This window comes from Asticcacaulis sp. P2_C5, from assembly GCF_056404555.1.
This window is the reverse complement of sequence record NZ_JBFUDU010000008.1, coordinates 108,580-133,090: the sequence shown is the minus strand read 5'-3', so window position 1 is coordinate 133,090 and position 24,511 is coordinate 108,580. Positions and strand designations below refer to the sequence as shown.

At 59.0% G+C, this 24,511-nt stretch carries 20 protein-coding genes and 1 pseudogene; 7 read left to right on the top strand and 14 right to left on the bottom strand.

Features of this window, described 5'->3' with window-relative positions:
- Positions 1-137: 137 nt before the first annotated feature.
- The 3 genes from AC1DXO_RS15325 to AC1DXO_RS15315 form a co-directional block, all read right to left on the bottom strand.
- Complete coding sequence (locus AC1DXO_RS15325) at positions 138-857, bottom strand: NYN domain-containing protein (RefSeq protein WP_476979038.1); 720 nt, start codon at positions 855-857, stop codon at positions 138-140.
- A gap of 194 nt (positions 858-1,051) precedes the next feature.
- Positions 1,052-2,890 (bottom strand): arginine--tRNA ligase, encoded by a 1,839-nt coding sequence (gene argS, locus AC1DXO_RS15320; protein ID WP_476979211.1) that lies wholly within the window; start codon positions 2,888-2,890, stop codon positions 1,052-1,054.
- Between the two features lie 72 nt (positions 2,891-2,962).
- Positions 2,963-3,670, bottom strand: a complete 708-nt coding sequence (locus AC1DXO_RS15315; RefSeq protein ID WP_476979037.1) for a Tat pathway signal sequence domain protein — start codon at positions 3,668-3,670, stop codon at positions 2,963-2,965.
- Between the two features lie 230 nt (positions 3,671-3,900).
- On the opposite strand from AC1DXO_RS15315, the gene ispH reads away from it, so the two are divergent.
- Complete coding sequence (ispH, locus tag AC1DXO_RS15310) at positions 3,901-4,845, top strand: 4-hydroxy-3-methylbut-2-enyl diphosphate reductase (RefSeq protein WP_476979036.1); 945 nt, start codon at positions 3,901-3,903, stop codon at positions 4,843-4,845.
- Positions 4,846-4,906: 61 nt separating this feature from the next.
- Positions 4,907-5,353: a ribonuclease HI gene (gene rnhA, locus AC1DXO_RS15305; protein ID WP_476979035.1), complete on the top strand. Its 447-nt coding sequence runs from the start codon at positions 4,907-4,909 to the stop codon at positions 5,351-5,353.
- Here the strand turns inward: rnhA and AC1DXO_RS15300 are convergent.
- Positions 5,350-6,237, bottom strand: a complete 888-nt coding sequence (locus AC1DXO_RS15300) for a hypothetical protein (RefSeq protein ID WP_476979034.1) — start codon at positions 6,235-6,237, stop codon at positions 5,350-5,352. The genes rnhA and AC1DXO_RS15300 overlap by 4 nt on opposite strands.
- Entirely contained in the window at positions 6,231-6,758 is a 528-nt protein-coding gene (locus tag AC1DXO_RS15295; protein WP_476979033.1) for a gamma carbonic anhydrase family protein, read from the bottom strand. Before AC1DXO_RS15295 ends, AC1DXO_RS15300 begins: the two co-directional genes overlap by 7 nt.
- 368 nt (positions 6,759-7,126) lie before the next feature.
- On the opposite strand from AC1DXO_RS15295, the gene AC1DXO_RS15290 reads away from it, so the two are divergent.
- Complete coding sequence (locus AC1DXO_RS15290) at positions 7,127-7,918, top strand: PhoH family protein (protein ID WP_476979032.1); 792 nt, start codon at positions 7,127-7,129, stop codon at positions 7,916-7,918.
- A gap of 369 nt (positions 7,919-8,287) precedes the next feature.
- Here AC1DXO_RS15290 and AC1DXO_RS15285 read toward each other — a convergent pair whose 3' ends face one another.
- The 5 genes from AC1DXO_RS15285 to AC1DXO_RS15265 all read right to left on the bottom strand — a co-directional run bounded on the left by AC1DXO_RS15285 (position 8,288) and on the right by AC1DXO_RS15265 (position 15,662).
- Positions 8,288-11,233: a TonB-dependent receptor plug domain-containing protein gene (locus tag AC1DXO_RS15285; protein ID WP_476979031.1), complete on the bottom strand. Its 2,946-nt coding sequence runs from the start codon at positions 11,231-11,233 to the stop codon at positions 8,288-8,290.
- 207 nt (positions 11,234-11,440) lie between these two features.
- Entirely contained in the window at positions 11,441-13,432 is a 1,992-nt protein-coding gene (locus AC1DXO_RS15280; protein WP_476979030.1) for an alpha/beta hydrolase family protein, read from the bottom strand.
- Positions 13,433-13,617: 185 nt separating this feature from the next.
- Positions 13,618-14,388 carry an exodeoxyribonuclease III gene (gene xth / locus AC1DXO_RS15275; RefSeq protein WP_476979029.1) on the bottom strand — a complete coding sequence of 257 codons (771 nt, stop codon included), beginning with the start codon at positions 14,386-14,388 and terminating at the stop codon, positions 13,618-13,620.
- 12 nt (positions 14,389-14,400) lie between these two features.
- Complete coding sequence (locus tag AC1DXO_RS15270) at positions 14,401-14,649, bottom strand: hypothetical protein (protein ID WP_476979028.1); 249 nt, start codon at positions 14,647-14,649, stop codon at positions 14,401-14,403.
- A gap of 140 nt (positions 14,650-14,789) precedes the next feature.
- Positions 14,790-15,662, bottom strand: coding sequence for a tetratricopeptide repeat protein (locus tag AC1DXO_RS15265; RefSeq protein ID WP_476979027.1), 873 nt, complete (start codon positions 15,660-15,662; stop codon positions 14,790-14,792).
- Between the two features lie 251 nt (positions 15,663-15,913).
- Here AC1DXO_RS15265 and AC1DXO_RS15260 point away from each other — a divergent pair, with 251 nt between their 5' ends.
- Complete coding sequence (locus AC1DXO_RS15260) at positions 15,914-16,204, top strand: hypothetical protein (protein WP_476979026.1); 291 nt, start codon at positions 15,914-15,916, stop codon at positions 16,202-16,204.
- Between the two features lie 78 nt (positions 16,205-16,282).
- On the opposite strand, the gene AC1DXO_RS15255 is transcribed toward AC1DXO_RS15260, so the two are convergent.
- A complete protein-coding gene (locus tag AC1DXO_RS15255) occupies positions 16,283-18,289 on the bottom strand; it encodes a hybrid sensor histidine kinase/response regulator (protein ID WP_476979025.1) in 2,007 nt (668 codons plus the stop codon).
- 284 nt (positions 18,290-18,573) lie between these two features.
- Between AC1DXO_RS15255 and AC1DXO_RS15250 the strand changes: the two genes are divergently transcribed.
- Both AC1DXO_RS15250 and AC1DXO_RS15245 read left to right on the top strand, forming a co-directional pair.
- Positions 18,574-18,831 (top strand): type II toxin-antitoxin system prevent-host-death family antitoxin, encoded by a 258-nt coding sequence (locus AC1DXO_RS15250; protein WP_476979024.1) that lies wholly within the window; start codon positions 18,574-18,576, stop codon positions 18,829-18,831.
- 553 nt (positions 18,832-19,384) lie between these two features.
- Positions 19,385-19,480, top strand: a pseudogene (locus AC1DXO_RS15245) (hypothetical protein); the annotation flags it as partial.
- Between the two features lie 504 nt (positions 19,481-19,984).
- On the opposite strand, the gene AC1DXO_RS15240 reads toward AC1DXO_RS15245, so the two are convergent.
- Together AC1DXO_RS15240 and AC1DXO_RS15235 are read right to left on the bottom strand one after the other, a co-directional pair.
- Positions 19,985-21,103, bottom strand: coding sequence for a M56 family metallopeptidase (locus tag AC1DXO_RS15240; protein WP_476979023.1), 1,119 nt, complete (start codon positions 21,101-21,103; stop codon positions 19,985-19,987).
- Positions 21,100-21,492, bottom strand: a complete 393-nt coding sequence (locus AC1DXO_RS15235; protein ID WP_476979022.1) for a BlaI/MecI/CopY family transcriptional regulator — start codon at positions 21,490-21,492, stop codon at positions 21,100-21,102. The genes AC1DXO_RS15240 and AC1DXO_RS15235 overlap by 4 nt, the downstream gene beginning before the upstream one ends.
- 175 nt (positions 21,493-21,667) lie before the next feature.
- On the opposite strand from AC1DXO_RS15235, the gene AC1DXO_RS15230 reads away from it, so the two are divergent.
- Positions 21,668-23,530: a serine hydrolase gene (locus AC1DXO_RS15230; protein ID WP_476979021.1), complete on the top strand. Its 1,863-nt coding sequence runs from the start codon at positions 21,668-21,670 to the stop codon at positions 23,528-23,530.
- A 282-nt stretch (positions 23,531-23,812) separates the two neighbouring features.
- Here the strand turns inward: AC1DXO_RS15230 and AC1DXO_RS15225 are convergent, their stop codons facing one another.
- Positions 23,813-24,103 carry a hypothetical protein gene (locus AC1DXO_RS15225; RefSeq protein ID WP_476979020.1) on the bottom strand — a complete coding sequence of 97 codons (291 nt, stop codon included), beginning with the start codon at positions 24,101-24,103 and terminating at the stop codon, positions 23,813-23,815.
- Positions 24,104-24,511 lie beyond the last annotated feature (408 nt).

The window sequence follows — 24,511 nt, the reverse complement described above, 5'->3', positions numbered from 1 at the left end:
CTCGGTGCGGTCCGTGGTACCTGAGCGTTTCCGGGGCGGTTGCGCCTTCGGTGTCGTGACGAGTCACGATCTCTCCCGCATGAGCGAAACGGTTGTGCGTTAACGAACGGGAAGAGTCAAGCGTCGCGGGGTGAGGATCAGCCGTTATTGACCACAAGCCGCAGATGCTGCTTCACGCGCAGTTGCGGCGGGTCATACAGCTCCGGCCGCGACACGCGTTCGGGCCGGCGCAGGAAGCGTTCCTTGTACTTGGCCATCTGCGGCAGCAACGACGCTTCGAGATGCGCGACGTCGATCTCGATACAGGCGTCGGCCAGGCGTTCGATATGGCGGTTATGATGGCGGCCCGGCGGTGTCACCAGGACCAGCTTCTTCTTCGGGAAGCGCTGTTTTAGATAGCGCGCGGTCGCGGCATGGTCGCCATCGGCCGTGACGAGATAGCAGACGTCGAACAGGTCGTCCTCGGCATCGGCGGCGATCGACAGGGCCAGATTGACGTCGCCCTGCTTCTCGATCGACAGCTGCCATTTATGGCCACAGGCATTGCAGCCGTCGGTGGCGTGAACGAAGTGGCCCATGCGGCAGACAACGCCCTGCCCTTCCAGGGCTTTGCGATAATCTTCGTGGCGTTTCAGCTTGGTCTTGTTCTGCGGGCGAAAGGCCGAGCACCAGACGACGCGCTTGACCGCTTCCGATTTCGGCGCGATGGCGCGCGACAAGGCCTTAAGGTTCAGCCATTTGAGATAGGGGCGCTTATAGGCGTCGACGGCGTGGTACAGATTGAAGCCGTCGAAATAGAAGGCAGCGCGCTTGCGGAAAAACGGCAAACTCCAGCCCGATTCTTGTCCGCCCGCCATTCTGACGCCCCATTAAGACTTGGGTAACACTAAAACCCAAGTCCGGCGTTTTGTCACCGGGTTTCGTCAAAAAGCACAAAAGGTTTTTGCCACGGATGCCACGGATCACGGCTATGCCGTGACACGGATGCAGAAAAGGACACCTGTGACACCTGTCACCCGAAGCCTTGGCGAAGGGTGATCCGTGGCCAAAATTACATCTGTTCCGGCGCGCTGAGCCCCATGAGGTCGAGTCCGAGTTCCAGCTGCCGCAGCACCACCGACACCAGGCCGAGACGGGAAATTTTCACGGCCTCGTTGTCGCCGGCCAGGACCGGACAGGCGGCATAGAATTTCGAAAACGCCTGAGCCAGCCGATAGACGTGATCGGCCAGGATGTTCGGGGCGCGCTTCAAGTAGGTTTCCTTCAAAGCATTGTCGAAAGCGTCCAGAAGAAGGACCAGTTCACGCTCGGCGCCTTCGCTCACTGTGATGGTTCCTGCCTTCAGCCCCTGGTCGGCAGCCTTGCGCAGGATCGACTTCATCCGAACCGCCTGATACAGCAGATAGGGTCCGGTCTTGCCTTCGAAGGTCACGAAGCGATCCAGGTCGAAGATGTAGTTGGTCAGGCGATGGTTGGACAGTTCGGCGAACTTCAACGCCGCCACGGCGACCTTATGCGCCGTCGCATTGAACTGCTCTTCCGGAAGACCTTCGCCCAAGCCGGTTTCGTGCAGACGCGCCACAGCCTTTTCGACAGCCTCCGCCACGAGGGCGTGGAGCTTCAATGTCCCGCCGTCGCGGGTCTTGAACGGCGTGCCTTCCGTGCCGTTGACCGTACCGTTGGCAGCGTGTTCCAGTTGACCTTCGACGGCATATCCGGCCAGATAGGCCGTCCTGAATACCTGCTCGAAATGCTCCGCCTGCCGCTGGTCCACCACATACAGATACAGGTCCGGCTGAAGCTCGGTCTTGCGCTGCAGGATGGTCGCCACGTCGGTGGTGCCGTACATCGCCGAACCTTCCGATGATACAACCAACAGCGGCGGCGGGCTCGGGCCTTCGATGATCGATCCGTCGTCCAGCTTCTTCTTGCGGGTTTCGCCCGGCCGGGCGACATGGACCACCCGCGCGCCCTGGTCCTCGACCAGCAGCCCCTTGGCTTCCAGGTCCGCAATCATCGGCTCGACATAGGGATCAGCGTCGGATTCACCGTTCCACAGGTCGAACTCCACGCCCAGCAGCGCATAGTCGCGCTTCAGCGCCTCGCGGCTGACCACGACGAAATGCTGCCACAGGGCGCGATAGCCCGTCCGGCCGTGCTGCAGTTCACGCGTTGCCTTCCGCGCCGCATTGAGGAAATCGAGGTCCTTGTCCTTGATGCGTTGGCTGGTCTTCGGATAGATCCGGCCAAGATCGGCCAGGGTCACCGGCGACTGCGCCGGGTAAGGCCCCGAAAACGCGGCATCGAAATACGGCAGGTCCGGCATTTCCTCCGACACGCCAACGATCAACTGGCCCATTTGCAGGCCCCAGTCGCCGAAATGGGCGTCGCCGATAACTTCGTCGCCCAGGAAGCGCATGATGCGCTTCAGGCTTTCGCCGATCACCGCTGTGCGCAGGTGGCCGATATGCATTTCCTTGGCGACATTAGGTCCGCCGAAATCGATAACGACCTTGCGCTTATGCGCCACGGACGGCGCGCCGAGACGCGAGTCGTCGGCGATGGCATTGACGCGCTCGCTTAAAGCGCTGTCGGCCAGCTTGAAATTGAGAAAACCCGGCCCGGCGATGTCGAGGCTCGACAGGCGCGTATCGTCAACCAAACGCGAAACAATACGGGTGGCGACCTCGCGCGGATTGGCCTTGGCCGCCTTGGCGACGGCGAGCGCGCCATTGCACTGAAAATCCGCCAGGTCCGGACGGTCGGACGCATTGACTCGCCCGGCCGCAGCATCGAAGCTTTCGGCGACGAAGGCGGCGGAGGTCACGTCGCTGAGCTGCGTACGGAAATCGCTGGAATCGGAGAAGGCTTCAGGCGTCAGGGCGGTCATCATCAGGTCTTTCAAAAAGCCCCGCCCTGATACAGGCGAGGCTTCTGTCTGACAACCCTAGTTCTTGGCAAACTATTGCGCAGGCTTGGTTTCAGCCGGGGTGACATAGCGGAAGTGCTTGCCTTCACGGTTGAACTCGGCCATCTGCGGCGTCACGTCAAAGCCGACCAGGACTTCGAAGTTCGAGCCCGAAACGTTGATATTGGCGCGCGGAATGACAATATTCGCCACGTCCTGGCTGACGTCGATGCGCTGTTCGCCGGGACGGAAGGTCACCGGCAGGTCGAATTCCTGCTTGGCCAGGACGACCGTGTCACGTTCCGTCACGGCTACCCAGTAGTGATAGACCTTGGTCTGGCCGTCGGCCATGGGACCGCGGCCCAGCGAAAAGCCGATATTCATGCCGACCTGGATCGGTGCTTCGCCCTTATAGGCGCAGTCCGACGCGACACCGTTGATCTCGCCCGTCCACATGGCGTTGCCGGTCGTTTCCTTGTTGTCCTTGAACTCGTGATAACGCGCCGCATCGTACAGCACCTTGACAAAGGGGCATGGCCCTTCGGCTTTCAGGGCCTTGAGGTTCAGGCTGCGTTCGCCCCACTCGTCGTCCTTCTTGGCCTTGTCCTCGGCCGTTTCGCCGTCGCCCTGGCCACCGCCGCGACTTTGGGCATAGGCCGTTGCCACCGGGCCGGCCGTCATCATGAGACCGAGGCAGACACCCGCCAGAGTAAGACCCAGAGTGCGAGACTTGGCCAAAGTGCGAGACTTGGTGAACGACATGGACGAATCAATCCTTTGAGCGAGACAAAGGGCAGGCTTGCCGCCCCCTTTGGGTTTGTGTAGCGCGGGCCGCGCGCTTTTCAAAGTGTTTATCGGCCAGATAAGGCGAAATCACGGCGGACTGTGATGCAAAGCCCGCGCCCGCGTTACGGGTTTGCAACATGCACAGATGTGTGGCCTGCGCGCATATGTCAGTGGAAAAGCGGGGGGAAACGCCTTATGTATGGGCCATGACCTCACGCCTGACAGTTCATCTCGCCACGCCGCGCGGCTTTTGCGCCGGCGTCGATCGCGCCATCCAGATCGTCGAACGCGCCCTGGAGCTCTATGGCGCGCCCGTCTATGTGCGTCATGAGATCGTCCATAACAAGCATGTGGTTGACCGGCTGAAGGGGCTGGGGGCCGTTTTCGTCAAGGAATTGGACCAGTGTCCGCCCGACCGTCCTGTCGTGTTTTCCGCCCACGGCGTGCCCAAGTCGGTGCCGGCCGAGGCGCGCGACCGCAAGATGTTCTTCCTCGATGCGACGTGCCCGCTGGTGTCCAAGGTCCATGTCGAGGCCGAGCGCCATTTCAGCGAAGGCAGCGAAATCGTACTGATCGGCCATGCCGGCCATCCCGAAGTCATCGGCACCATGGGCCAGTTGCCGCCTGGGGCTGTGACGCTCATCGAGACCGTGGCCGACGCGGAAGCCTATGTGCCGCGTGATCCGGACAACCTGGCCTTTGTCACCCAGACCACCCTGTCGGTCGATGACACCGCCGGTATTGTCGGCGCCTTGCGCGCCCGGTTTCCGTCGATCAAGGTGCCGCACAAGGAAGACATCTGTTACGCCACGACCAATCGCCAGGAGGCCGTCAAGGCGGTGAGCGGCGATTGCGACCTGATGCTGATCATCGGATCGGCCAAGTCATCCAATTCACAACGCCTGGTCGAGGTCGCCCTGCGGGCCGGCGCCAAGGCGGCCTATCTCGTCGATGACGCCAGCCACGTCGACTGGGCCTGGTTCGACGGGGTCGCCAATGTGGGCGTCTCGGCCGGGGCTTCCGCGCCTGAAAACCTGATCACCGGCTTGATCGACGCCATCACCGCGCGCTTCGAGGCCGAGGTGATCGAGACGTCGGGCGTCCAGGAAACCGTGACCTTCAAGCTGCCTCGGGTTCTGACGGAAGCATAATTCACAGAATTCGCAGCGGCCCGCCCTCGCCTTCCGTGGCGAGTCGCTTATAAATTACCGCATGTCACTTTCCAAAGTCACCATCTATACTGACGGCGCCTGCAAGGGTAATCCCGGCCCGGGCGGCTGGGGCGCCATCCTGATATCGGGCGAGCACGAGAAGGAGTTGTATGGCTACGAAGCCCAGACGACCAATAACCGCATGGAACTGATGGCGGTGATCGTCGCCCTGGAGACGCTGAAAAAGCCATGCGAGGTCGAATTGCATGCCGACAGCCAATATGTGCTGAAGGGAATCAAGGAATGGATCCACGGCTGGAAGGCGCGCGGCTGGCAAACGGCCGACAAAAAGCCAGTGAAGAACGATGATCTGTGGAAGCGCCTGGACGCGGCAACCAAGCGCCACAAGATCAAATGGCACTGGGTTAAGGGCCATGCCGGACACGAGCTCAATGAACGCGCCGACCAGTTGGCCAACAAGGGCATCAGCGAAGCGCGGGCGGCTTAAATCCGCGGAAGTGTATCGATCAAGGCCCGATAGCCGGCGAAAACTGCGTGGACATTGAGGACGCAAGTCTCTGCCGTTCTGCTGACGTCGAGCAGTTCCATACCGTATTCAGGCACCCTGCCGGCAAAACTGTAGGCCGATAACCCCGGAATAAGATCGAACAGCGCTGGACCATAATAGGTGTCGCCGCCATCAAGCCGCCAGACATCGTACGGGACATAACCGGCAAACGGCGCGCGCGGGTGCTGATCGAGGGCGATACAGTGTCGGACACCTCCAGGTCCCTCACGGTAATACCATTTCGACGTCGTCAGTTCCGGACGCGGCATCCGGGACGTGCCGCGCTCGAAGCCGTAGAGCTTCGCCGCGTCGGCAAACACCTTCTGGGCCTGTCGTTTGCTGCCGTCCCAATGGGCGCCGGTCAGATCGAGGCGGCGGATTTCAGTGTCTTTGATAGCTTGTATTTCGTCCCGCATGGCTACCAAAACCTCGGGGAGACACATGCGGCCACGCGGAAACGCGACAGGATCGGACAGAATATCGGAAATGACGCGATCAGGCCGCGCCAATCCATCAAGATCGTCTTCCGACGTACGAAAACCTGCATACAGATCACTCGCTGTGCCGTTGGCTGATGAGAGATAGTGAAGACGCGCAATGTCGCCGAAACCTGGGCTAAGTTCCGCCGCCAAACGTTCTTTCGTCCATTCTTCCCAATACGACAGCAGCGAACCACTCTGCCCGCGGGACCGCAGGATCGCGCCCAAATGAGCAAGGTACAGCTGATGCGCAGAATAGCCGGCTTCTTCAAACAAGGTCAGTATGGGGTCGACTCCGCCCCATGCCTCAATCTGGCTCAGGGTCAGGAAAGGCGGGATCAACATGGCTGCAGCATCGTCGCGAAACGACGGCCATTGGCGACATAATGGTCGGCCGAGCGCCGCAATTTCGCAATCTCGTCGACGCTGAGCTCGCGTATCACCCGCGCCGGTGAGCCCAGCAGCAGGACCCCGTCCGGAAACACCTTGCCTTCAGGCACCAAACTGCCGGCGCCGACGATGGAATCGCGGCCGATGACCGCGCGATTGAGAATAATGGCGCCTATTCCGATCAAAGAATTGTTGCCAATGATACATCCGTGCAACACCACCTTATGGCCGACGGTCACGCCCTCACCCACCACCAGCGGTGCGCCGGGATCGGAATGCAGCACACTACCATCCTGGATATTGCTCCGGGCGCCGATGATCATCGGTTCGTTGTCGGCGCGAAGAACCGCTTGAAACCAAACGGTTGCGCCCTCCCCCAGCCGGACGTCGCCGATAATATCCGCCGATGGCGCGATCCAGACAGCGTCCGAAGGCGGAAGATCCGGCGTTGTTTCACCCAGCCGATATGTGCTCATGCGAGAGACTTTCCCTTTTTGAGTTTCGTTTTTTACGCGAGTGCGAAACAAACCACACAGCTTTTTTAAGAACTCGGTAAGACAATAGCGAGATCATGGTATCGTCGTAGCGGGGGAATCAGTTTGCCCCCAACGACGTCGGTACACCGCACTTAAGGTCTATCAGCCTTAGAGGTAAAAGTGGCAATTCGGGTTGCGTATTTACCAATTGTTGTTCCCCCTCCGCCACCAACCGGCGACGGCGGCTTTCTTTTAAGCCGCATTTTCTCCTCCCTAACCGTAGTCGAAGGCGAGCCTCTATGGGCCTCGCCTTTTTTCATGCCCGATGCGCGCCTAACGGCCGCACGGAGCCTTTGTAGGAGCCCATCATGACCAAGCGATCCGCCAAACGCTTTATGCGCGAAGGAACCCTGGATGCCGAGCAATATGCCTCGGACACCAAAGTGCGCCGCTTGAGCATACACGGCGGCGGTGCGAGCTCGAGCTGGTCCCCAATGGGGCCGGCTGCAAACTCTCCGGGCGGAGAGCGCGACCAATCCTACGTCAAGACGATCAAGCCGAAGTCCGAGGGCCAGGCTGAACTGCTGGCCGCGATGGACGAGAAGAACATGATCCTGGCGCTTGGGCCTGCGGGCACCGGCAAGACCTATCTCGCCATCGCCAAGGCCGTCGAGGCACTGGAAGCTGGCAAGGTCGGCCGTATCGTCCTGTCGCGCCCCGCGGTCGAAGCCGGTGAATCGATCGGATTCCTGCCTGGCGACATGGAAGACAAGCTGGCGCCCTATCTGCGGCCGCTGTACGACGCCCTGACGGACCGGCTCAGTATGAAGCGCGTCAAGGCGTTGATGCAGGAAGGGCTGATCGAGATCGCGCCCGTCGGCTATATGCGCGGCCGGACGCTGAACAACGCCTTTGTCGTCATCGACGAAGCGCAGAACTGCACCTATGTGCAGTTGAAGATGCTGCTGACGCGGCTGGGCTGGAACTCGACCATGGTGGTCACCGGCGACCCGGCGCAGTCCGACCTGATGCACGGCCTGTCCGGGCTAGCGGATGTGGCCGACAAGTTCGAAGCCGTCGAAACCATAGCCGTGGTCCGCTTGAAAGATAAAGACATTGTCAGGCATCCTCTCGTCGCGCAGATGCTGGGTGTCTTGTAAATCTGATCGGGCGGTCTGCAAAGTACCGTCCCGCTGCGAAACGATGCTCACGTACTTGAGTACACTCCGCTTCGTTTCTCGCGGGCCAGCCCTTTTCGACTCGCCCGATCAAATTTCCATTAGAACCACAAGTTTATAAGGAAAAGCGGCGGATCAAACCGCCGCTTTTTTGTGCCCGCTGGCATTAAAAAAGGCGGCGAGGATAACCTCGCCGCCTCAATTCTTTTATTTCAGCACCGGCTGAAAATTCGTCCAGGGGAGTCGAAAACGGCTGGCTGGCGAGACGCGGAGCGGAGCGTACTTTTGTACGTGAGCACCGTATCGCAGCCAGACGGCCGTTTGCAGACCGCCTGGGCGGATTTTCCCAGCTTAGAAGTCTTTGCTGAGGTTGAGATAGAACTGCCGTCCAATCAGGCCGGAATAGTACTGGCTGGAGAACGGATAGTTGCCGAGGCGAGAAGCGGAACCGGCATAGATGCCCGAACCGATTTCCGGAGGCGTGTCGTTCAGCAAGTTGTTGATGCCGGCAATGACCTCGAATTCCTTGCCACGGTAGCGCAGCTCCAGGTCATGGGTGACGAACGGCGGCGTCGAAGCCGTGTAGGTCGAGGTCGCCGTTTCACCGGTTTCGTTGTAGTAGCCGAGATTGGACGACACGCCGGTATAGTTGGCAGTCCAGGCGACGGTCCAGTCCTTGTGGGTGAACTTCGTCTGCACGTCACCGACCCACTTGGGCTGGCCGATCAGGCCGGCATAGTCGTTGATGACGGAGCCTTCATAGGCTTGGCTCTTGTAGTAGCGATACCAGCTGAACTGGGCATCCGAGCTGAGCTTGCCGAAGTTGAACTCGTGCTCGTAGCTGACCGTGTAGTCGATACCGGCGGTCGATTCCGTCGGAATGTTACGGTAGCTGCCGTCGATTTCGGTGATGGCATGGCTGCCCGGATCACGCGTGAACAGGTCGCAGAAGCCAGGTTGCGAACGGAACTGAACGCTGCCGTAACAGGCCCCGACAACCGCCCCGCCGTTGGAGGTGATCTGGTCGCTGATCTTGATCTTCCAGATATCGATGGCCATCTTGAAGCCGCTGCTGGGCGGCGTGATGACGAAGCCCAGGGTCGTGGCGTAGGAGGTTTCAGGCTTCAGCCCCATGCCGCCACCGGTGGTGACGCGCGCCGACGGATTGTTGCCGGCATAGTTGCCCGGTACGCCATCCGCCGCGCAGTTGGCGCGCACGGTCGCATTGACCTTGAATTCGCCGTCAGCGCCCAGTTGGTTATAGTTGATGCAGGGGTCGACGCCGAGCTGGCTCAGGTAACCGGTCTGGTCGTTGAGGAACAGTTCATACAGGGCGGGGGCACGGAACGAGGTGCCGGCGGTGCCACGGAGGCGGAAGATATTGTCGACCGCCCAGTTGAAGCCCGCCTTGTAGGTCGTCGCGCTGCCAACGGTGTCGTAGTCGCTGTAACGGCCCGACAGATTCAGGGTCAGGTCTTCGAACATGAACTTGCCCTTGACGACGGGCACTTCCAGTTCGCCGTAGACTTCCTTCAGGCTTTGCTTGCCCTTGGTTTGACCGGCCGACGAGCGGTTATACGAGTTACCGCTGCGCGACAGTTCGCCCGGCAGGTCGTCGATCTCGTCCTGGCGGTAGCTGATACCGAAGGCCGCGCCCAGAGGACCGGCCGGCAGTTGCATCAGGTCGCCGGTCAGAGTGGCTTCCGCCGTCAACTGCGTATAGTCGGTCTTGCCGTGATCGATGGTGAAATAGTAGGCCTCTTCCGCCGGCGTCAAGGTACCCGACTGCAGGGCGGCCGGCGTGAACAGGTTCAGGACCACACAGCCCGCAGGTGCACCGGCGCCGCATTCCGGAACGTCGACAAAGTTATCCTGATCGAAGCCGGTGCCCCAGTTGACGCGATCGGCATAAACGACGTCGTCATCATAGGTACCGTGGCTCTTCGAATAGGACAGGTAGCTGTCCCACGACCATGTGCCGACCGCCCCCTTGGCGCCGCCCAGGAGGCGGGCGAAATCGACCTGCTGCTGCGAGTCGAACTGATGGATGACCACCGGCTGAGCGTACGGCAGGGCATAGCCGGCCGCGGCCGAATACAGCGGATTGACGCTGGAATAGGCCGAATAATAGGGGAACAGTTCGCCCCAGTTGCGTTGCGACGATTCACGGCGGCCGAACATCAGTTCGGTGTACAGCTCAACCTCACCGACGCGGTAATTGCCCTGGGCGAAGACCGAGGCGCGCTTGACCGGCGAAATGGCGGTCTGGGTCAGGGCCGCTTCGGGGTTGTCGTGTTCGTAGACAACCGTAGCGCCTGTACCGTCATAGGTGACGAAGTCTTTCATATCCGTATCGCCCAGCGCCCAGTCGTAGGTCGCGCCGGGGTTCTTGCCGGGTTCGTAGAAATAGATGTTGCCGAAGATATTGTCATAGACCGAACCGCCGAAGATGCCCGCGGCGTTATAGCACTTGTAGGTGCCGGTATGCGGATCGATACGGTCGGAGCGCGTACCGTCGGACTTCTTGTAGCGCAGCAGTTGCGGGCAGGCCAGGCCTTCGCGATCGGCGTAGGTCAGTTCCTTTTGTTCATAGTATTCGCCCGAGACGAGGAAGCTGCCCTTGTCGAAGGTCTTGCCGTACATGGCGCTAGTCGTATAGCTGTCGGCACCGGACTCTTCGGAGGCCAAGGCCGAAGCTTCGATATGGAAGCCATCATAGTTCTTGGTGGTGATGATGTTGACCACGCCGCCGACCGCGTCGGAGCCGTAGATGGACGACGCGCCGTCCTTCAGGATTTCGTAGCGCGAAACCATGGATTGCGGGATGAAGTTCAGGTCGACCGGGCCGACCGTGCCGCCAACACCGGCGGGCGGCATGCGACGGCCATTGATAAGGATCAGGGTACGCTGGGCACCGAGGCCGCGCAGGGATAGCGTGTTGATGCCGTCGCCACCATCGACAATGTAGCCGGTGAAGGTGTTGTTGATCTGGCCGGAACCCGCCGCGATCGAAGAGCTCTGCAGGACCTGGGCGGCGTCGATCATGCCCGACAACGACGACTTTTCAGCCGTGATGACCTGGACCGGGGCAGCGGAATTGTATTCGCTGCGGCGAATGCGCGAACCGGTAATGACAACTTCCGTCGGCTCGCTGGCGTCAGGTGCGGACTCAGCCGCAGGGGGGGTATCACTGGCCGGCGGGGTATCCTGAGCCATGGCAGGCAGGCCGAGCGACAGGGACGTCAGCACGGTACCGGCGAGCAGCCATGTACGCGTCAGGGTGGAAGTTTTCGACATTGGGGACTCCAAAGTTTGAGGCGAACTTATGGCAACGACCCTAATCCGTCACATGATTGACGCAATACGAAATTGTTGCATTTGCACAGGTCTTACCCATGCGTGACCAATTTGTCGCAGTCGTAAGGGAAAAGGATAAATAAATCCGTCGATCATTACAAAAATTTAATGATCGACGGAGGCAGTATTCTCAAGATATTCTGACGATTAAAGCAGCCCGCACTTCGGACTCTTGAGATAATCTTCCATCAGCTTCAGGGTTTCCTGCTGCCACTCGACGTGCCACGGCAGGGTGTGCCACATCCCCTTGATTTCATGGTATTCGACGTCCTTGCCGGCGGCCTTCATGGCAGCATAGAACATACGGGAATGTTCTGTATCGGCCTGGCGGTCGTGGTCGCCATGATACAGCATGATGGGAATGCTGGCATTGGCGACATTCTTCAGCGGATCCATGCCCGCCACGGTCTTGCCCTGGATGTCGCGCTGGATGTGGCTGTCACCCCACAGATTGCCGATACGTTCGAGACTGGACACGCCCGCCCCGGCAATGGCGCATTTGTACGGGCTGTTGGGCCGGACACTGGCGGCTATGGCGGCAAAACCGCCATAGGAATAGCCGAATATGGCCATGCGTTTCGGATCGGCCACCCCCTTTGAGACCAGATAGGCGGCCGCGTCGTCGTTGTCATCCGACATCTTCTGGCCCCATTCCTTGTCGCCGGCGGTCCACAGATGGTAGCCCCAGCCTTCCGAGCCGCGGTACTGCGGCTGAATGACGGCTATGCCGCGTGTCGCAAAGAATTGCGGCCAGTTGGACGCATCCCAGTCGGCATAGTCGCGCGCCCACGGGCCACCGTGCGGCAGGACGATCGTCGGCACCGCCCCCTGATCGGGAGTCCAGCCCGGCGGATAGGTGACAAAGGCCGGTATATCGAGACCGTCACGCGCCTTGTAGGTAATGAATTCCGGCTTGCCCAGGCCCTTGGGGTCGATCCACGGACGCGCCCCGCCCAGCCCCTGAAGCTTGCCGTCCTTGTACAGGAAGTATTGCGGCGGCATGTTCGGCGCCTCGACCTCGACGACGGCGGTCGTGTAGGTATCGCGGTCGATCGTCAGATGGACGTTCTTGCCTGGGAACGCCGCCTGGATGGATTTCTGGACGGCCGACCATTTGTCGTCGAGATAGCTGACGATAACCGTTGGGCCGCTCAGACCAATGGCAAAGATCGATACCGACTTGTTCGCCCGGTCGACGCGGAAGCCGACGCGATCGATATCGTACTTGTCGTTGGCGAATAAAGGCTCGGCCGAGAAGGACTTGGCGGCGATGTCGTAATCGTAGATGGCCGCGTGGTCCGAATTGATGTTGGACGACACAACCAGCTTGTTGGGATCGTTGTCGAAACCCAGGATGGTAATGTTCTTGCGATCCGCCAGCTTGTAGCTCAGGGGCTCGTGGTAGACCCATTCGCCAGTCTTGCGATCCTTGATATAGACCTTGTACCAGTATTCGCTGCCGATCGTATCGACCTCTTCCTTGATCATCGGCTCGCCGGTATCGAGGTCGACACCCGCCGAAATATAGTTGGAGTCGTTGTTGCCCAGGGCAACGGTCCGCGTCTTGCCGGTCACGGTGTCGAGTTCGAAGATCTTCTGGACGAAGTCGTCAGGATTGACCGTCTCCATCAGCACCTTGGTGTCGTCATAGAGATTGTTATTGAAAACGGTCGCCGACACGCCGCGCTCCATGGAGTCGCGAACCTCCTTGTTCAGCGTACCGGTCATGCGGAAGGGTTCGTCGATATTCTTGCCGTCGAGGTCGGCGTAGTAGAGCTTTTGCGTAAAGGTCGGCTTGCCGTTATAGCCGGTGATCGGCTGTTCGATCAGGAAGTAGACCTTGTTCGAGGTAAAGAAGCCGACCGCGACGATGCGGTTGGTCTTGGACGGAATCCAGATCGGCGGCTTCTTGAGATCGGACGTATCCCAGATCGATATGACGGGCCATTTCTGGTCCTTGACGGCGATCAGGCCGGCCATGTGCTTGCCATCGGGGGAAATCGTCAGGTCGCTAAGCTCGTCGTAACGGGCCGCGTCGTCGATCGACATTGGCGCGGGCGCCTTGTACTCGGCCAGGGCGGAGCTTGCGAACCCGGCCCCCAGACCTGCGACGACCGCAACCAAGGCCACGGATTTCATGAGATTTTTCAAACCATTTGACGAGAGGCGCGTCATGAGAAGAACTCCAATTACCATTTGGTGTCAGTTGAAACTCTATAGCTTCGCGGCGTCAAGCGATTTGGGGCGCGATTGCGGCGCAGCGCGACCAGGTTACCAATTTGTAATAAAGTGCCTGCGGCGGCCTGTGCGTCCGTTCGCATGGGCTAATCGATCACAATCCAGGTCGGCGCGTGGTCCGATGTCTTCTCCCAGCCGCGAACATGGCGATCAACTCCGGCAGATTTCAATCGCGGCTTCAAGGCCGGGCTGAGCAGCAGATGGTCGATGCGCAGGCCGGAATTGCGCTCCCAGCGATGGCGCAAATAGTCCCAGAAGGTGAAAATCTGCTCGTCGGGGTGCAGATAGCGAAGACTGTCCGTCCAACCCTGGGCCAGCAAGTCGCGGTAGGCCTGTTTCGACTCCGGCTGAAACAGGGCGTCGTCGACCCAGCTTTTCGGCGTCAGGGCGTCGAAATCCGTCGGAATGACATTGTAGTCGCCGGCCAGGACAACGGGCAGATCGCTATTGATCAGGACCGATGCATGATCCTGAAGACGTTTGAACCAGCGCAGCTTGTACTCGAATTTCGGGCCGGGCCACGGATTGCCGTTCGGCAGATAGAGGCAGCCGACCATGATCCCGTTCACTGCCGCCTCGATATAGCGGCTATGACTGTCGTCGGGATCGCCTGGCAGGCCGCGCCGTGTCTCGTGCAGTGATGCGCCGCGGGCCAGGATGGCGACGCCGTTCCAGCCCTTCTGACCGTGCCAGATAGCGGAATAACCCGCCTGTTCGAGTGCGGCGTGCGGAAACTTTTCGTCGGGCGCCTTCAACTCCTGAAGGCAGACGACATCCGGCCTCGCCTCTTCCAGCCAACGCAGCAGAACCGGCAAGCGACCATTGATACCATTGACGTTGTAGGTGGCTATTTTCATCGTTTTTTGGCATCACACGCCGGACGAGATGGCGGCGGAAGCTGCCGGGACCAATTCTAGTTCGGCGGCCGGCACCCTGCCGACCGGAAACCGGTCGTCGTCCCAGACAACATAGACCATGTCGGGCCCGCTCTTGGCGGCCTCGGCCGGCGCAATGACCAGGTCGTCTTCGGCGGGCTGCGTCTTTACGGTCCCAAGGCCCTTGACCGCGTGACTCACCCGGTCGTCATCGCGCAATGTAGGTTTCGTATCGTCGGCCATGACCTGCTCCTGTGGGTGCAGGATCATCATCAGGCCATCTGGCATAAGGGGGAAATGGGAATTTGCGGCGCGAGATCTAATGGGGCCGCTTTCCCCTTTCGCGCGCAGCACTCAAACCTGGCAAGTTGCGACTCAGGCCTTCACGGCTTTGTCGGCGCCCACGCCGCGACCAGACTCTGGGCTTCCGCAATCTGGGCTGCGGTCATATATTGCGCAGCTACATCGCGATCATGCGCTGCAGCGCCCCGGATATCTTCCGGTCCCGGAGGCGCCGGGTTGGATGCCGCCAAGCTAAGCCATTTGTAGCTCTGTACGAAGTCATTCGGCACCCCCAAACCTTGACCGTAGGCGTCTCCCAATTTGAGTTGTCCAAGTGCGTCTCCCTGGTCAGCCGCCTTGCGATACCAAAGTGCCGCCTTGGTCAGGTCTTTTACTACGCCTTGACCGTTATCGTAGATCCACCCAATCCTCGATTGGGCGACAGGCAAGCCTTGCTCGGCGGCCTTTTCATACCATTTCGCAGCGACAGCGTAATCCCGTGCAACACCCTGGCCGCCTTCATAGAGGATAGCCAGATTAAATTGTGCCGAGACTATCCCCTGCGCAGCACCCTTTTCCAGCCAACCCGCCGCGATGACATAGTCTTGCGCTATGCCACGGCCTTTCAAATAGTCGATTCCCAAATTGGTTTGTGCCAAGGCAACGCCTTGTTCGGCCGCCTTTTGGTACCATTTCACCGAGGTCACATAATCCTGCGATACGCCCTGGCCGATTTGGTACAAGGTGCCAAGATCTGCCTGCGCGATAGCATTGCCGGCTTCGGCCAATTGTTGGAATATGCGAACAGCCTTTGTGAAATCACCGGCATTGAAGGCCGCTTCGGCTGCAGCAAGCTGTGCATCCTGATCCGCCACACCGGCGCTCGATGAAGACTTTTCCTCAGCGCTAACAATAGTTGGAGCTAATAGCGAAAGCCCCAGAAAGCTTGCGACTATCAACGATTTAATACACATGCACGTCGCCCCTTATTTATACCGCACCCATACTAACTTGTGGCAGCTTTCCAGGTCCATGTGCAAGCTCTGGTACGAAATTTAGCAGAAGGCCGTCAAACAACGGAAACGAGATAACAGCCAAAAACCAACGACCGATCGCCGCAAGTCCAACCGCCAGAGATTATGGTCAAAATCGCATTAACCAGCGGCCCGGTATCGTTTTTTTACAGCCCGTCAGTTCAATACTGCGACGCAACAGGAGCGTAGTCATGGGACCGGAAATTGACCAGATTTTCAGACGGCTTGACCAAAAGGTTATCGCCCGAGAGGTCGCCAAGGCGGCCATGAAGCAGCTTGTCGGATTGCACGCGCGGTCCATTGCCGGCTTCAATACGGCAGGTCTCCATCACCAAATCGATGACATGTTCGAGCGCCAGCAAGCTGCGGGATCCTTGCCACCCAGTTTTTTCTTCGCCCTGAAATCGGTCATAGCGGCGCATTTTGCCGAGGCGCGGCGTGATGCGGCCGAAGCCTCCCGCGTCTTGCTGATCTCCGACTGATGCCTTCAGGCGACGCCAGCCAACCCAGGATCATCTTCCGCGCGACCTGTCACGTTGGGGGCCCACCTTCACCGAGTGTCACGGACGATCCAGGATTTCCCGAACCTTTTCCGCCAGGTCGTCCAGGGTAAACGGCTTGCCGATCAGTTCCACTCCGGGATCGACCACGCCGTTATGGACAACGGCGTTGCGCGTATAGCCCGTGGTATAGAGCACCTTCAATCCGGGCCGCAGAAGTATGGCCTGGTCGGCAAGCTTGCGACCATTGGTGTCAGGCATGGCGATATCGGTGAACAGAAGATCGATGTCGGGATTGGCGGCCAGGATGCGCAGTGCCGCGGCGGCGCCGTCGGCTTCCATAACCCGATACCCCAACTCGGACAGGGCATCGACGCTGATCTGGCGCACGGCTTCTTCGTCATCGACAACCAGGATCAATTCCAGGTCATCGCCCATTGGCAAGGGCGTTTCGACGTCGCTCTCGACGGCAGCATTCATGTCTGTGGTTCGCGGCAGATAGATCTTCACCGACGTGCCCTGGCCGGTCTCGGAATAGATTTTGACGTGGCCGCCCGACTGTTTCACGAAACCATAGACCTGGCTAAGTCCCAAACCAGTGCCCTTACCAACCTCTTTGGTGGTGAAGAATGGATCGAAAGCCTTGGCCATGATGTCCGGCGTCATGCCCGTGCCCGTGTCCGTCAGGGCGATCATGACATAGTGGCCTACAGTCGTGCCCGGATTTCTGCTGACATATTTGGCGTCGAGTGAGGCGTTCTGGGTCTCGATCGTCAGCCGCCCACCGTCGGGCATCGCATCGCGCGCATTAACGCCGAGATTGAGAATGACGTTTTCCAGTTGGTTGGGATCGACATGTGTATGCCATAGCCCGCCGGATAGCACGGTTTCGAGCCGGATTTGTCCGCCAAGGGCGTGAAGCAACAATTCGGACATGCCGGAGACGAGCTTGTTGATGTCCACCGTCTCCGGCCGCAAGGGCTGCTGGCGCGAAAAGGCCAGAAGTCTCTGCGTCAGCATGGCTGCACGCTTGGTGCTGTCCACCGCGGTGTCGACATGCCGTTTTGCCCGAACGTCTTCTGCCGAGATGCGCTTCTTCAACAGTTCCAACGAGCCCATGATGACGGCCAGCATGTTGTTGAAATCGTGGGCGATGCCACCTGTAAGCTGGCCCACGGCGTCCATCTTCTGGGCCTGACGCAACTGCACCTCGGCTTCTTCCAATCGCGCCTGATCCTGCATGCGCCTGGTCACGTCGTAAACAAATTGATAGGCGCCGATTATCTTACCGGTGACGTCGTGAAGCGGATTGAACTTCATCTCATAGAACCGGCGATCATGCGGTGGGTCGCCAAAGTCTTCAACTGTGGTGAACGCTTCGCCGGCCAGCGCCCGGCTCCAGTTGGCCTCCACTGACGCTCGGTGTTCCGGCCTGTTTTCAAGAAGGTCGAGCACGCTGTCGCCAGCTTTCGGCCGCACACCGAAAATACGCTCGAACGCGTCCGCGCTCGCGCGGTTGATAGCCATCCAGCGAAAATCCGGCGATACCACCTGGATCAAGACGTCCGTCGACTCAACGATATCAGCAAGAATTTTGCGTTCAGCCAGGGCTTCCGCCATGCCGCGCTCAAGCGTTTCGTTGAGTTCGCGCAGATGCACCTCTGCTCGCTTTTTCTCCGTGATGTCGCGGGCGATCTTGGAGACGCCGATCACCTGGCCGGTCTCGTTCTTGATGGGGGACGCAGTCAGCGAAATGTCGAGCAGTGTTCCGTTCTTGTGCCGGCGCACCGTCTCGTAATGTTCCATCCGCTCACCGGCTCGCATCTTGCCGAGAATGAGCGCCTCTTCGTGCTGACGGTCCATGGGAATGATGAGGGTTATCGATTGCCCGACAGCTTCGTCCACGCTGTACCCGAACATGTTTTCGGCAGAGCGATTCCACGAAGAGATTGTGCCGTCGAGCGTCTTGCCGATAATGGCGTCGTCCGAGGATTCGACGATGGCCGCGAGATTGGCCTTCAGCCAGGAAACCGTCGCGTCGTCCGAACTGTTGTGAGGATCGTTCATACGCAGAACGCCTTTCCGACCGCATGGGACGCGAGTCACCGCCAAATCATGAGTGCGTTAACGCTACTGTCAAGGTCACGATAGGTGTTTACAAATAAAATCGCAGTCGGTGAATCAAGGTTCCGGCATACAATTCAAACAAGCCTTTCTCTTGTCGCCGCGCACCTATCTGACATGTCCTTGATGGCGTTTTCGAAACTATTGCCTCAGGCCGTTCTGCGCGCCAAACGTCTGCTGAACCGATACAACGCTGGTCCGTGAGTCTAGACATGAGAGGTAAGCGTATGACCCAAACCATTTCGTCCGCTGAGTTTTTAAAATCCTACGTCAGCATCGTGCAGATCGCTTTGCGTGAGCCGGTAGCCATTACCAACCACGGACGTGAGCACCTGGTACTGCTTTCGGCTGCCGAATACCGCGGCCTTAAACAATATGATCGCGTCGCCCAGTACCCGTGGGAACTGAGCGATACAACATTGAGCGCAATAGCCGTAGCGGAGCCGCCGCCTGAAACCGCCGACTTCGATCGCGAAGTGCGCTGATACCCTGTGGCGCTTCCTCAACCTGTTCCTGGCCTGGTGATTTCTTACCCCTTTCTGTGGCGGGATGAGGCGCTACGTGGTCAGGAGGAGGGAGAAGGACCGCCCGCGCGTCATTGTCGTGGCGGTCGAGGAGACTGATGGCCGCAAAAAGAGTGACGGTAGTGCCGATCACCCATTCACCGCGTGCCCATGCTGAAAGCGCCCTGGAAATTTCGACGGCAACCAAACTACGTCCAAACTACGTCTCGGTCTCGACAGCGAACGCGCCTGGGTGATTGCTGCCGACCTCAATCAATTTGTTTGGCCGGGCGTAGACCGTCGCCCCATTCGTCGGGGCGCAACGACCTACGCTTATGGGCAGCTTCCCGCTACCTTTTATCGCCAGTTGCGCGACCGAGTCGTTGCCCTTGCGCGGGCTGGCCGTACGGCGGTGACGCCGCGTAGCGTGTAGAATCATCCACAATACCCAGATTTATGCCGTACATCTGAGTATTGAGACAGCTTTTCAAGTGTCGATTATATATGCAATTGGTAACCTGTCACCGAAACCGGGATGGGTGTCGGTATCGGCGAGGCAGGTGGTGTGGCGCCGGCCTACAGCCTGATCTCCGACTATTTCCCGCCCAGGTCCCGCGCCCGGGCGCTGGCCCCTGGGCGGCTGGCTGGCTGACGCCCTGGGGCAGAACCGCCGCGCCGTCTATCCGCCGATCCCGGCTGTGTCGTTCCTGATTTCGGCTCCGCTCTATGTCTGGGCGGTCATGGCGCATCCGTCGCCGAACAATTTCTGGCTGTTCGTTATCCCCCAGGCCCTGGTCCTGGTCTGGCTGGGGCCTGTCCTGACGGCGGTTCAGCACCTGGGGCCGGCCAATGCGCGCAGCCAGGTTTCGGCCCTCTTCCTGCTGATCAACAACCTGATCGGCCTGGGCCTGGGTCCCTTCTTCTTCGGCAAGATGTCGGACGTGTTGACGCCGCATTTCGGCGCGGAGGCGATGAAGTACAGCTTTATCTCCGGCCTTGCCTTCTATCTTCTGGCGGCCCTGCTGCTCATTGCCGCCTCGACGCGCATGAAGAAAGACTGGCACGACGGAGGTTGTCCTGGAGCTTTGCAGTATGGTCTTGCAATCCTTATGGCGTCGCCGAAATTCCTGGTGTCCTACCTCATTCCGTGTAGCGCACTCGCGTCGTTCAGCATATCCGGACGAATGGAAACGGAAACCGAGGGTCGCAGCACAAGTGATGCGAGGACAATCAGCGCAGTAAGGGCGAGAACGATCTGAACACCTCTCATGCTCACACCTTGGCGCTTGAGGTCTGTGCCGACAATGGCACCTATGCGGGTCTCAATCTTGGACTGCCGCAAGAACGACACGCTGATCAAGCCGCAGCGCGAGGCCTGGCTGTCAGATTGCTTTGCCATGTGCATCAACTCGCTGGCATAGACGGATGGCTTCACGCCCGACATCAGAACGGCATCGTCGGCCGCGCCTTCGGCGTCTTCGCGCATGGTATTGGCCGTAAACCAGACGGCAGGGTGAAACCAATAGAGGGCACAGACGGCATAGGCCAGGATGCCGGTCAGGCTGTCGCCTCGCTTCACATGGGCCAATTCATGCAGCAGAACGGCCCGGTAGCGGTCCTCTGTCCACAGTGAGGACTCGTGAGGTAATAAAACGACCGGCCTCATAAATCCCCAGGTCATGGCCGTGGTCAAAGCTGGGGTCGCGCTGACGCGAAGTTCCCAGGCACGCATCAGGCCGATGTGCCTTTCCAGATCCGACCGCTGGCGGGCCGTCAGACGGCCAGGTTCACTGTTGCGATACAACCGGCGTAAGCCAAAAATGGCGATGAGAGGCTGAAGGCCGAACCAGACAGCGCCGCCAGCCCACAGGCACGCAAGCGCAATCCCAGCCAGACGCCATTTCGTTATCGGGGTTGGACGATGTGGCGCCCTGGGGCTGTGCCCAACCTTGCTTTGCAAAAGAGACGCGCCAACCCGAGAGGGAACGGCTGGGTTTGGCGCAACGAATAAACGTGCGGCACGAACAGCGGACGCCGGTATCGGCACCCGCAAGGGATAATGCGGCTGGGACATCTGGGCCAGAACAGGGATAGCCAGCAGGACCATGAGCGCCGTCAGGCGGATCAGGTGGCGCATGGCCGCGTGTTTGCGACACATCCGCGTCATCAACCATGCGGCGCCAAGGGCTACGGCAATCCAGGCATTGAGGACCCCGAAACTCAAAAGGTCCTGAAGCAGTTCGTTGCCTCTCATCGTCCGTCTTTCCGTGCTTGCTCGATCATGGCCGCCAGGCGATCCAGTTGCGCAGGCGACAAGGGTTTGTCGTCCTGGTCGATCAGGGTGGCCACAACCTTCTCGACCGAATTTTCGAAAAAGTTTTGCAAAACGCCCTTCATGACGGTCCGGGCCATCGCTTCTCGCGGCACGGTCGGCTCGTAGATATATCGTGTGCCGTCACTTTCGAAACGGACAAGCCCCTTTTCTTGCAGCAGGGTCAGGTGTGTACGCACCGCCGTATAGGTTGGGGGATGCGTCAGGGCTTCGCGAATATCGGCGGCCGACGCCCGCCCAAGCCGATAGAGGGCGTCCATGATCTGGCGCTCTCGCCGACTTAGTTCCTTGTCGGGCTTTTTCTCTGACATAGGGGCAGGTTCCAGCTGAATGTTCGGGCGATGCCAAATTTTTAGCATGAAACTGATGTCGCATCAATCTTGGTGCCAATTTTTTGGCATTCAGGCTTGACGTGCCGTCCCGAGGGGTGCCATAATTTTGGCATAGTGAAAATCGATGAGGATTTCTGCCCTCTGGCAAGGAAACATGATGCGTACCCACAACACGAAACTGCGCCGAAAGATCGTCGTCTGTACGCTCCTGGCTTCGCTGTCCTTTCTGTCAGCCAAGGTCTCGGCTCAGACGGTCTTGCCGGATACGGTCGCCGGAAAGCAATTGGGCGAATTCCTTGAAGCTCTGAACTCGGGCGACAGGACGACACTGAGACACTTCCTCGCCACGCATTTCGCCATCCCTGCGGACGATCCAGGCTTCATCGATCACATGACGGATGAGGATGAAAAGCTGTATGTTCTGAGCCAGGGATTTGAGGTCAAAACTGTTGTCGTTTCATCGCCGGCCGCCATCCAGGTTTTGGCCCGGGCGAAGTCGACCGGCATGTGGAACAAGGTTTCCTTGTTCACGACAGCGGCGCCGCCGGATTATATAATGCCTGCCGCACCTTATCAGATCGTGGGTCTGGGGTTTACCGACGTGGCCGCGCCTGCGGAGACCACGAAAGGTCCTAGGTTAAGCGATCGCCAGATACATGATAAACTTTCGATCCTCATGTTGCAGCTGACAAAGGCGGACGCCTTTTCGGGAACGGTGTATGTCGCCAAAAATGGCCGACCCATCTATGCCGAGGCTTTCGGCCTGGCGAACAAGACCTGGCGGATTCCCAACCAGGTCGACACGCGATTTAACCTCGCTTCCGTCACAAAGATGTTCACCGCCGTGGCGGTTGCCCAATTGGTCGAGCAGGGGAAGCTGTCGTATGGCCAGACGGTCGGCGAGGTGCTGCCTGGCTATCCGAATAAGGCGATCGCGCAGACCGTAACGATCGGGCAGTTGTTGTCACACACATCGGGCATGATCGGTGGCCGCGCGCTGGCGGAAAAAGCGCCTGTCCCGCAATCTGCCCGGACACTCGCTCATTGGCTCGAAACCTTTGTCAATGAACCGCTGTCAGCGGTCCCCGGGCAACGCTTCGATTACAGTAATGCCGGCTATATCCTGCTGGGTGCGATTATAGAAAAAGCCTCGGGCCAAACCTATTACGGCTACGTCAGCGACCATGTGTTCAAAGCCGCAGGCATGACGGACACAGCCTTTTACGACCTTGAGACAGACCCGCCAAACCTGGCGACCGGGTTTATGGACGGTCCAGACGGCGTGAGGCGCGACAACATCTACGCCCTGACCGTCAGGGGCGCGCCCAGCACGGGCGCCTATTCGACGGGGCCTGATATGGTGAAGTTCCACCTGGCGCTGACAAACCACAGGCTTTTGAAGGAAGCCTCGCTGAAAATCCTGTGGACCGGCGTGACGGAAGACGCCGACACGCACCGGGAATACGGTTATGGGGCCTATATCGAGCGGTATAATGGTCATCGGGTCATAAGTCACGGCGGTGGCTGGCAAGGCATCACCAACCAGTTCGAGGTTTATCCCGATCTCGGCTACACGGTCGTCATTTTATCGAACATCGACGATGACCCCACAGCCATTGCGTACAAGCTCAGGGAATGGCTGACCCAAGGCCCGTTAAATGCCGCTTCCACGGCGGAACAGGCGCCGGATCTCAGGAGCGCCGTGTCGATCACAGGTCCTGAGGTGGTGGGATCGCCTTTGACCGTAATCGTAACCGTGACGAACACAGGCGGTCCCGCCCATGCCGGCATTGTCGATATGGAAGTCATGGATGCAAAAGGTAACAAGGTCGATCAGCAGGTCACGGAAGGACAGAAGCTGGCGGGCGGCGAGACGCGGCAATTTACCTACCGCTGGACGCCGGCGGTTGCGGGTAAATACACCGTGAATCTCGGTCTGTTCGGGCCAGGATGGACACCCAGATATCGCTTCGACAAGGCCATTGCGACCCTGGATATCAAAACCAAAGGCCCCTAGGCGGACTCGTCATTTCGCTCTGAACAACTTCTATGCCTTGCGGCTCTTTTTGCCAGACATCAAACGACTACGTCCGTAATGGCTATCTTTTCTGCCAAATAATCCATTCTCCAATGAGCCTGAAATACCAGTATGTGACGCGCGCGTTTAATTTGCTATTCTTATTACCAATTGCATAATTCCCTGTCTTCGCGCCCAGCCATAGAGCTTAAAGGGGCCAGAGAGATTACTGCCAATGACAGCGTGCTTCAAGAGTCGACTGAATCGAGACTGATGTATTCATCAGAGTTTCCAAAAAGATTTGCCTGGCTTTGGAGCACCAGTATTCGGTGGCGGCTGAGTCTCGGATACGCGATCGATTTCGGTTAAGGCCAATCCTTTGTATTCATTGTCAAACTCGAATAGATCAACCAACTTTTCCGACCAAAGCGCTGCCTCGTGGCGCGCAATTTCATGCAAACTGCGCGAAGGCTGGGCCAAGGTTACAATATGGACCCGACCTTCACTGTTGACGCGTATCTCTTCCTCATCAGACATGAACGCGACGTGGTGCAGGACGCCGTCGCGCTTCACACGCGAAATCCCATTCGTCATCGTCTGAGGCGATGGACAGGACCGGACAGCCGATGAGACTATTCAAAAGCAGGGCGGAATGCACGGCGACCACGGGAAACGTTCCGGCTCTGCGCTGCTTGCCGAGTTGAGCATACAAAGCGTCCAGCCCGGGCGCGCGGACGTCGAAATTTGTCTTAAAGCTTACGCCAGACGGACGGCAGGAGAAGGTTGGACGTTTCGGAAACACGACAGGACTGCACGGAACGTTATTCGGATTTGGTCGTCGCAGCCACTCGATCAGAACCAACCCGTCCTCAGTACGGTAGGCCCGCCACGGCATGGATTCTGGCAAGCGATGAAGGCTTGACGTATCGCTCAATTCGGCGACTACAGCGAGAAACCTGAGATAAGCCATAACCCAACTTA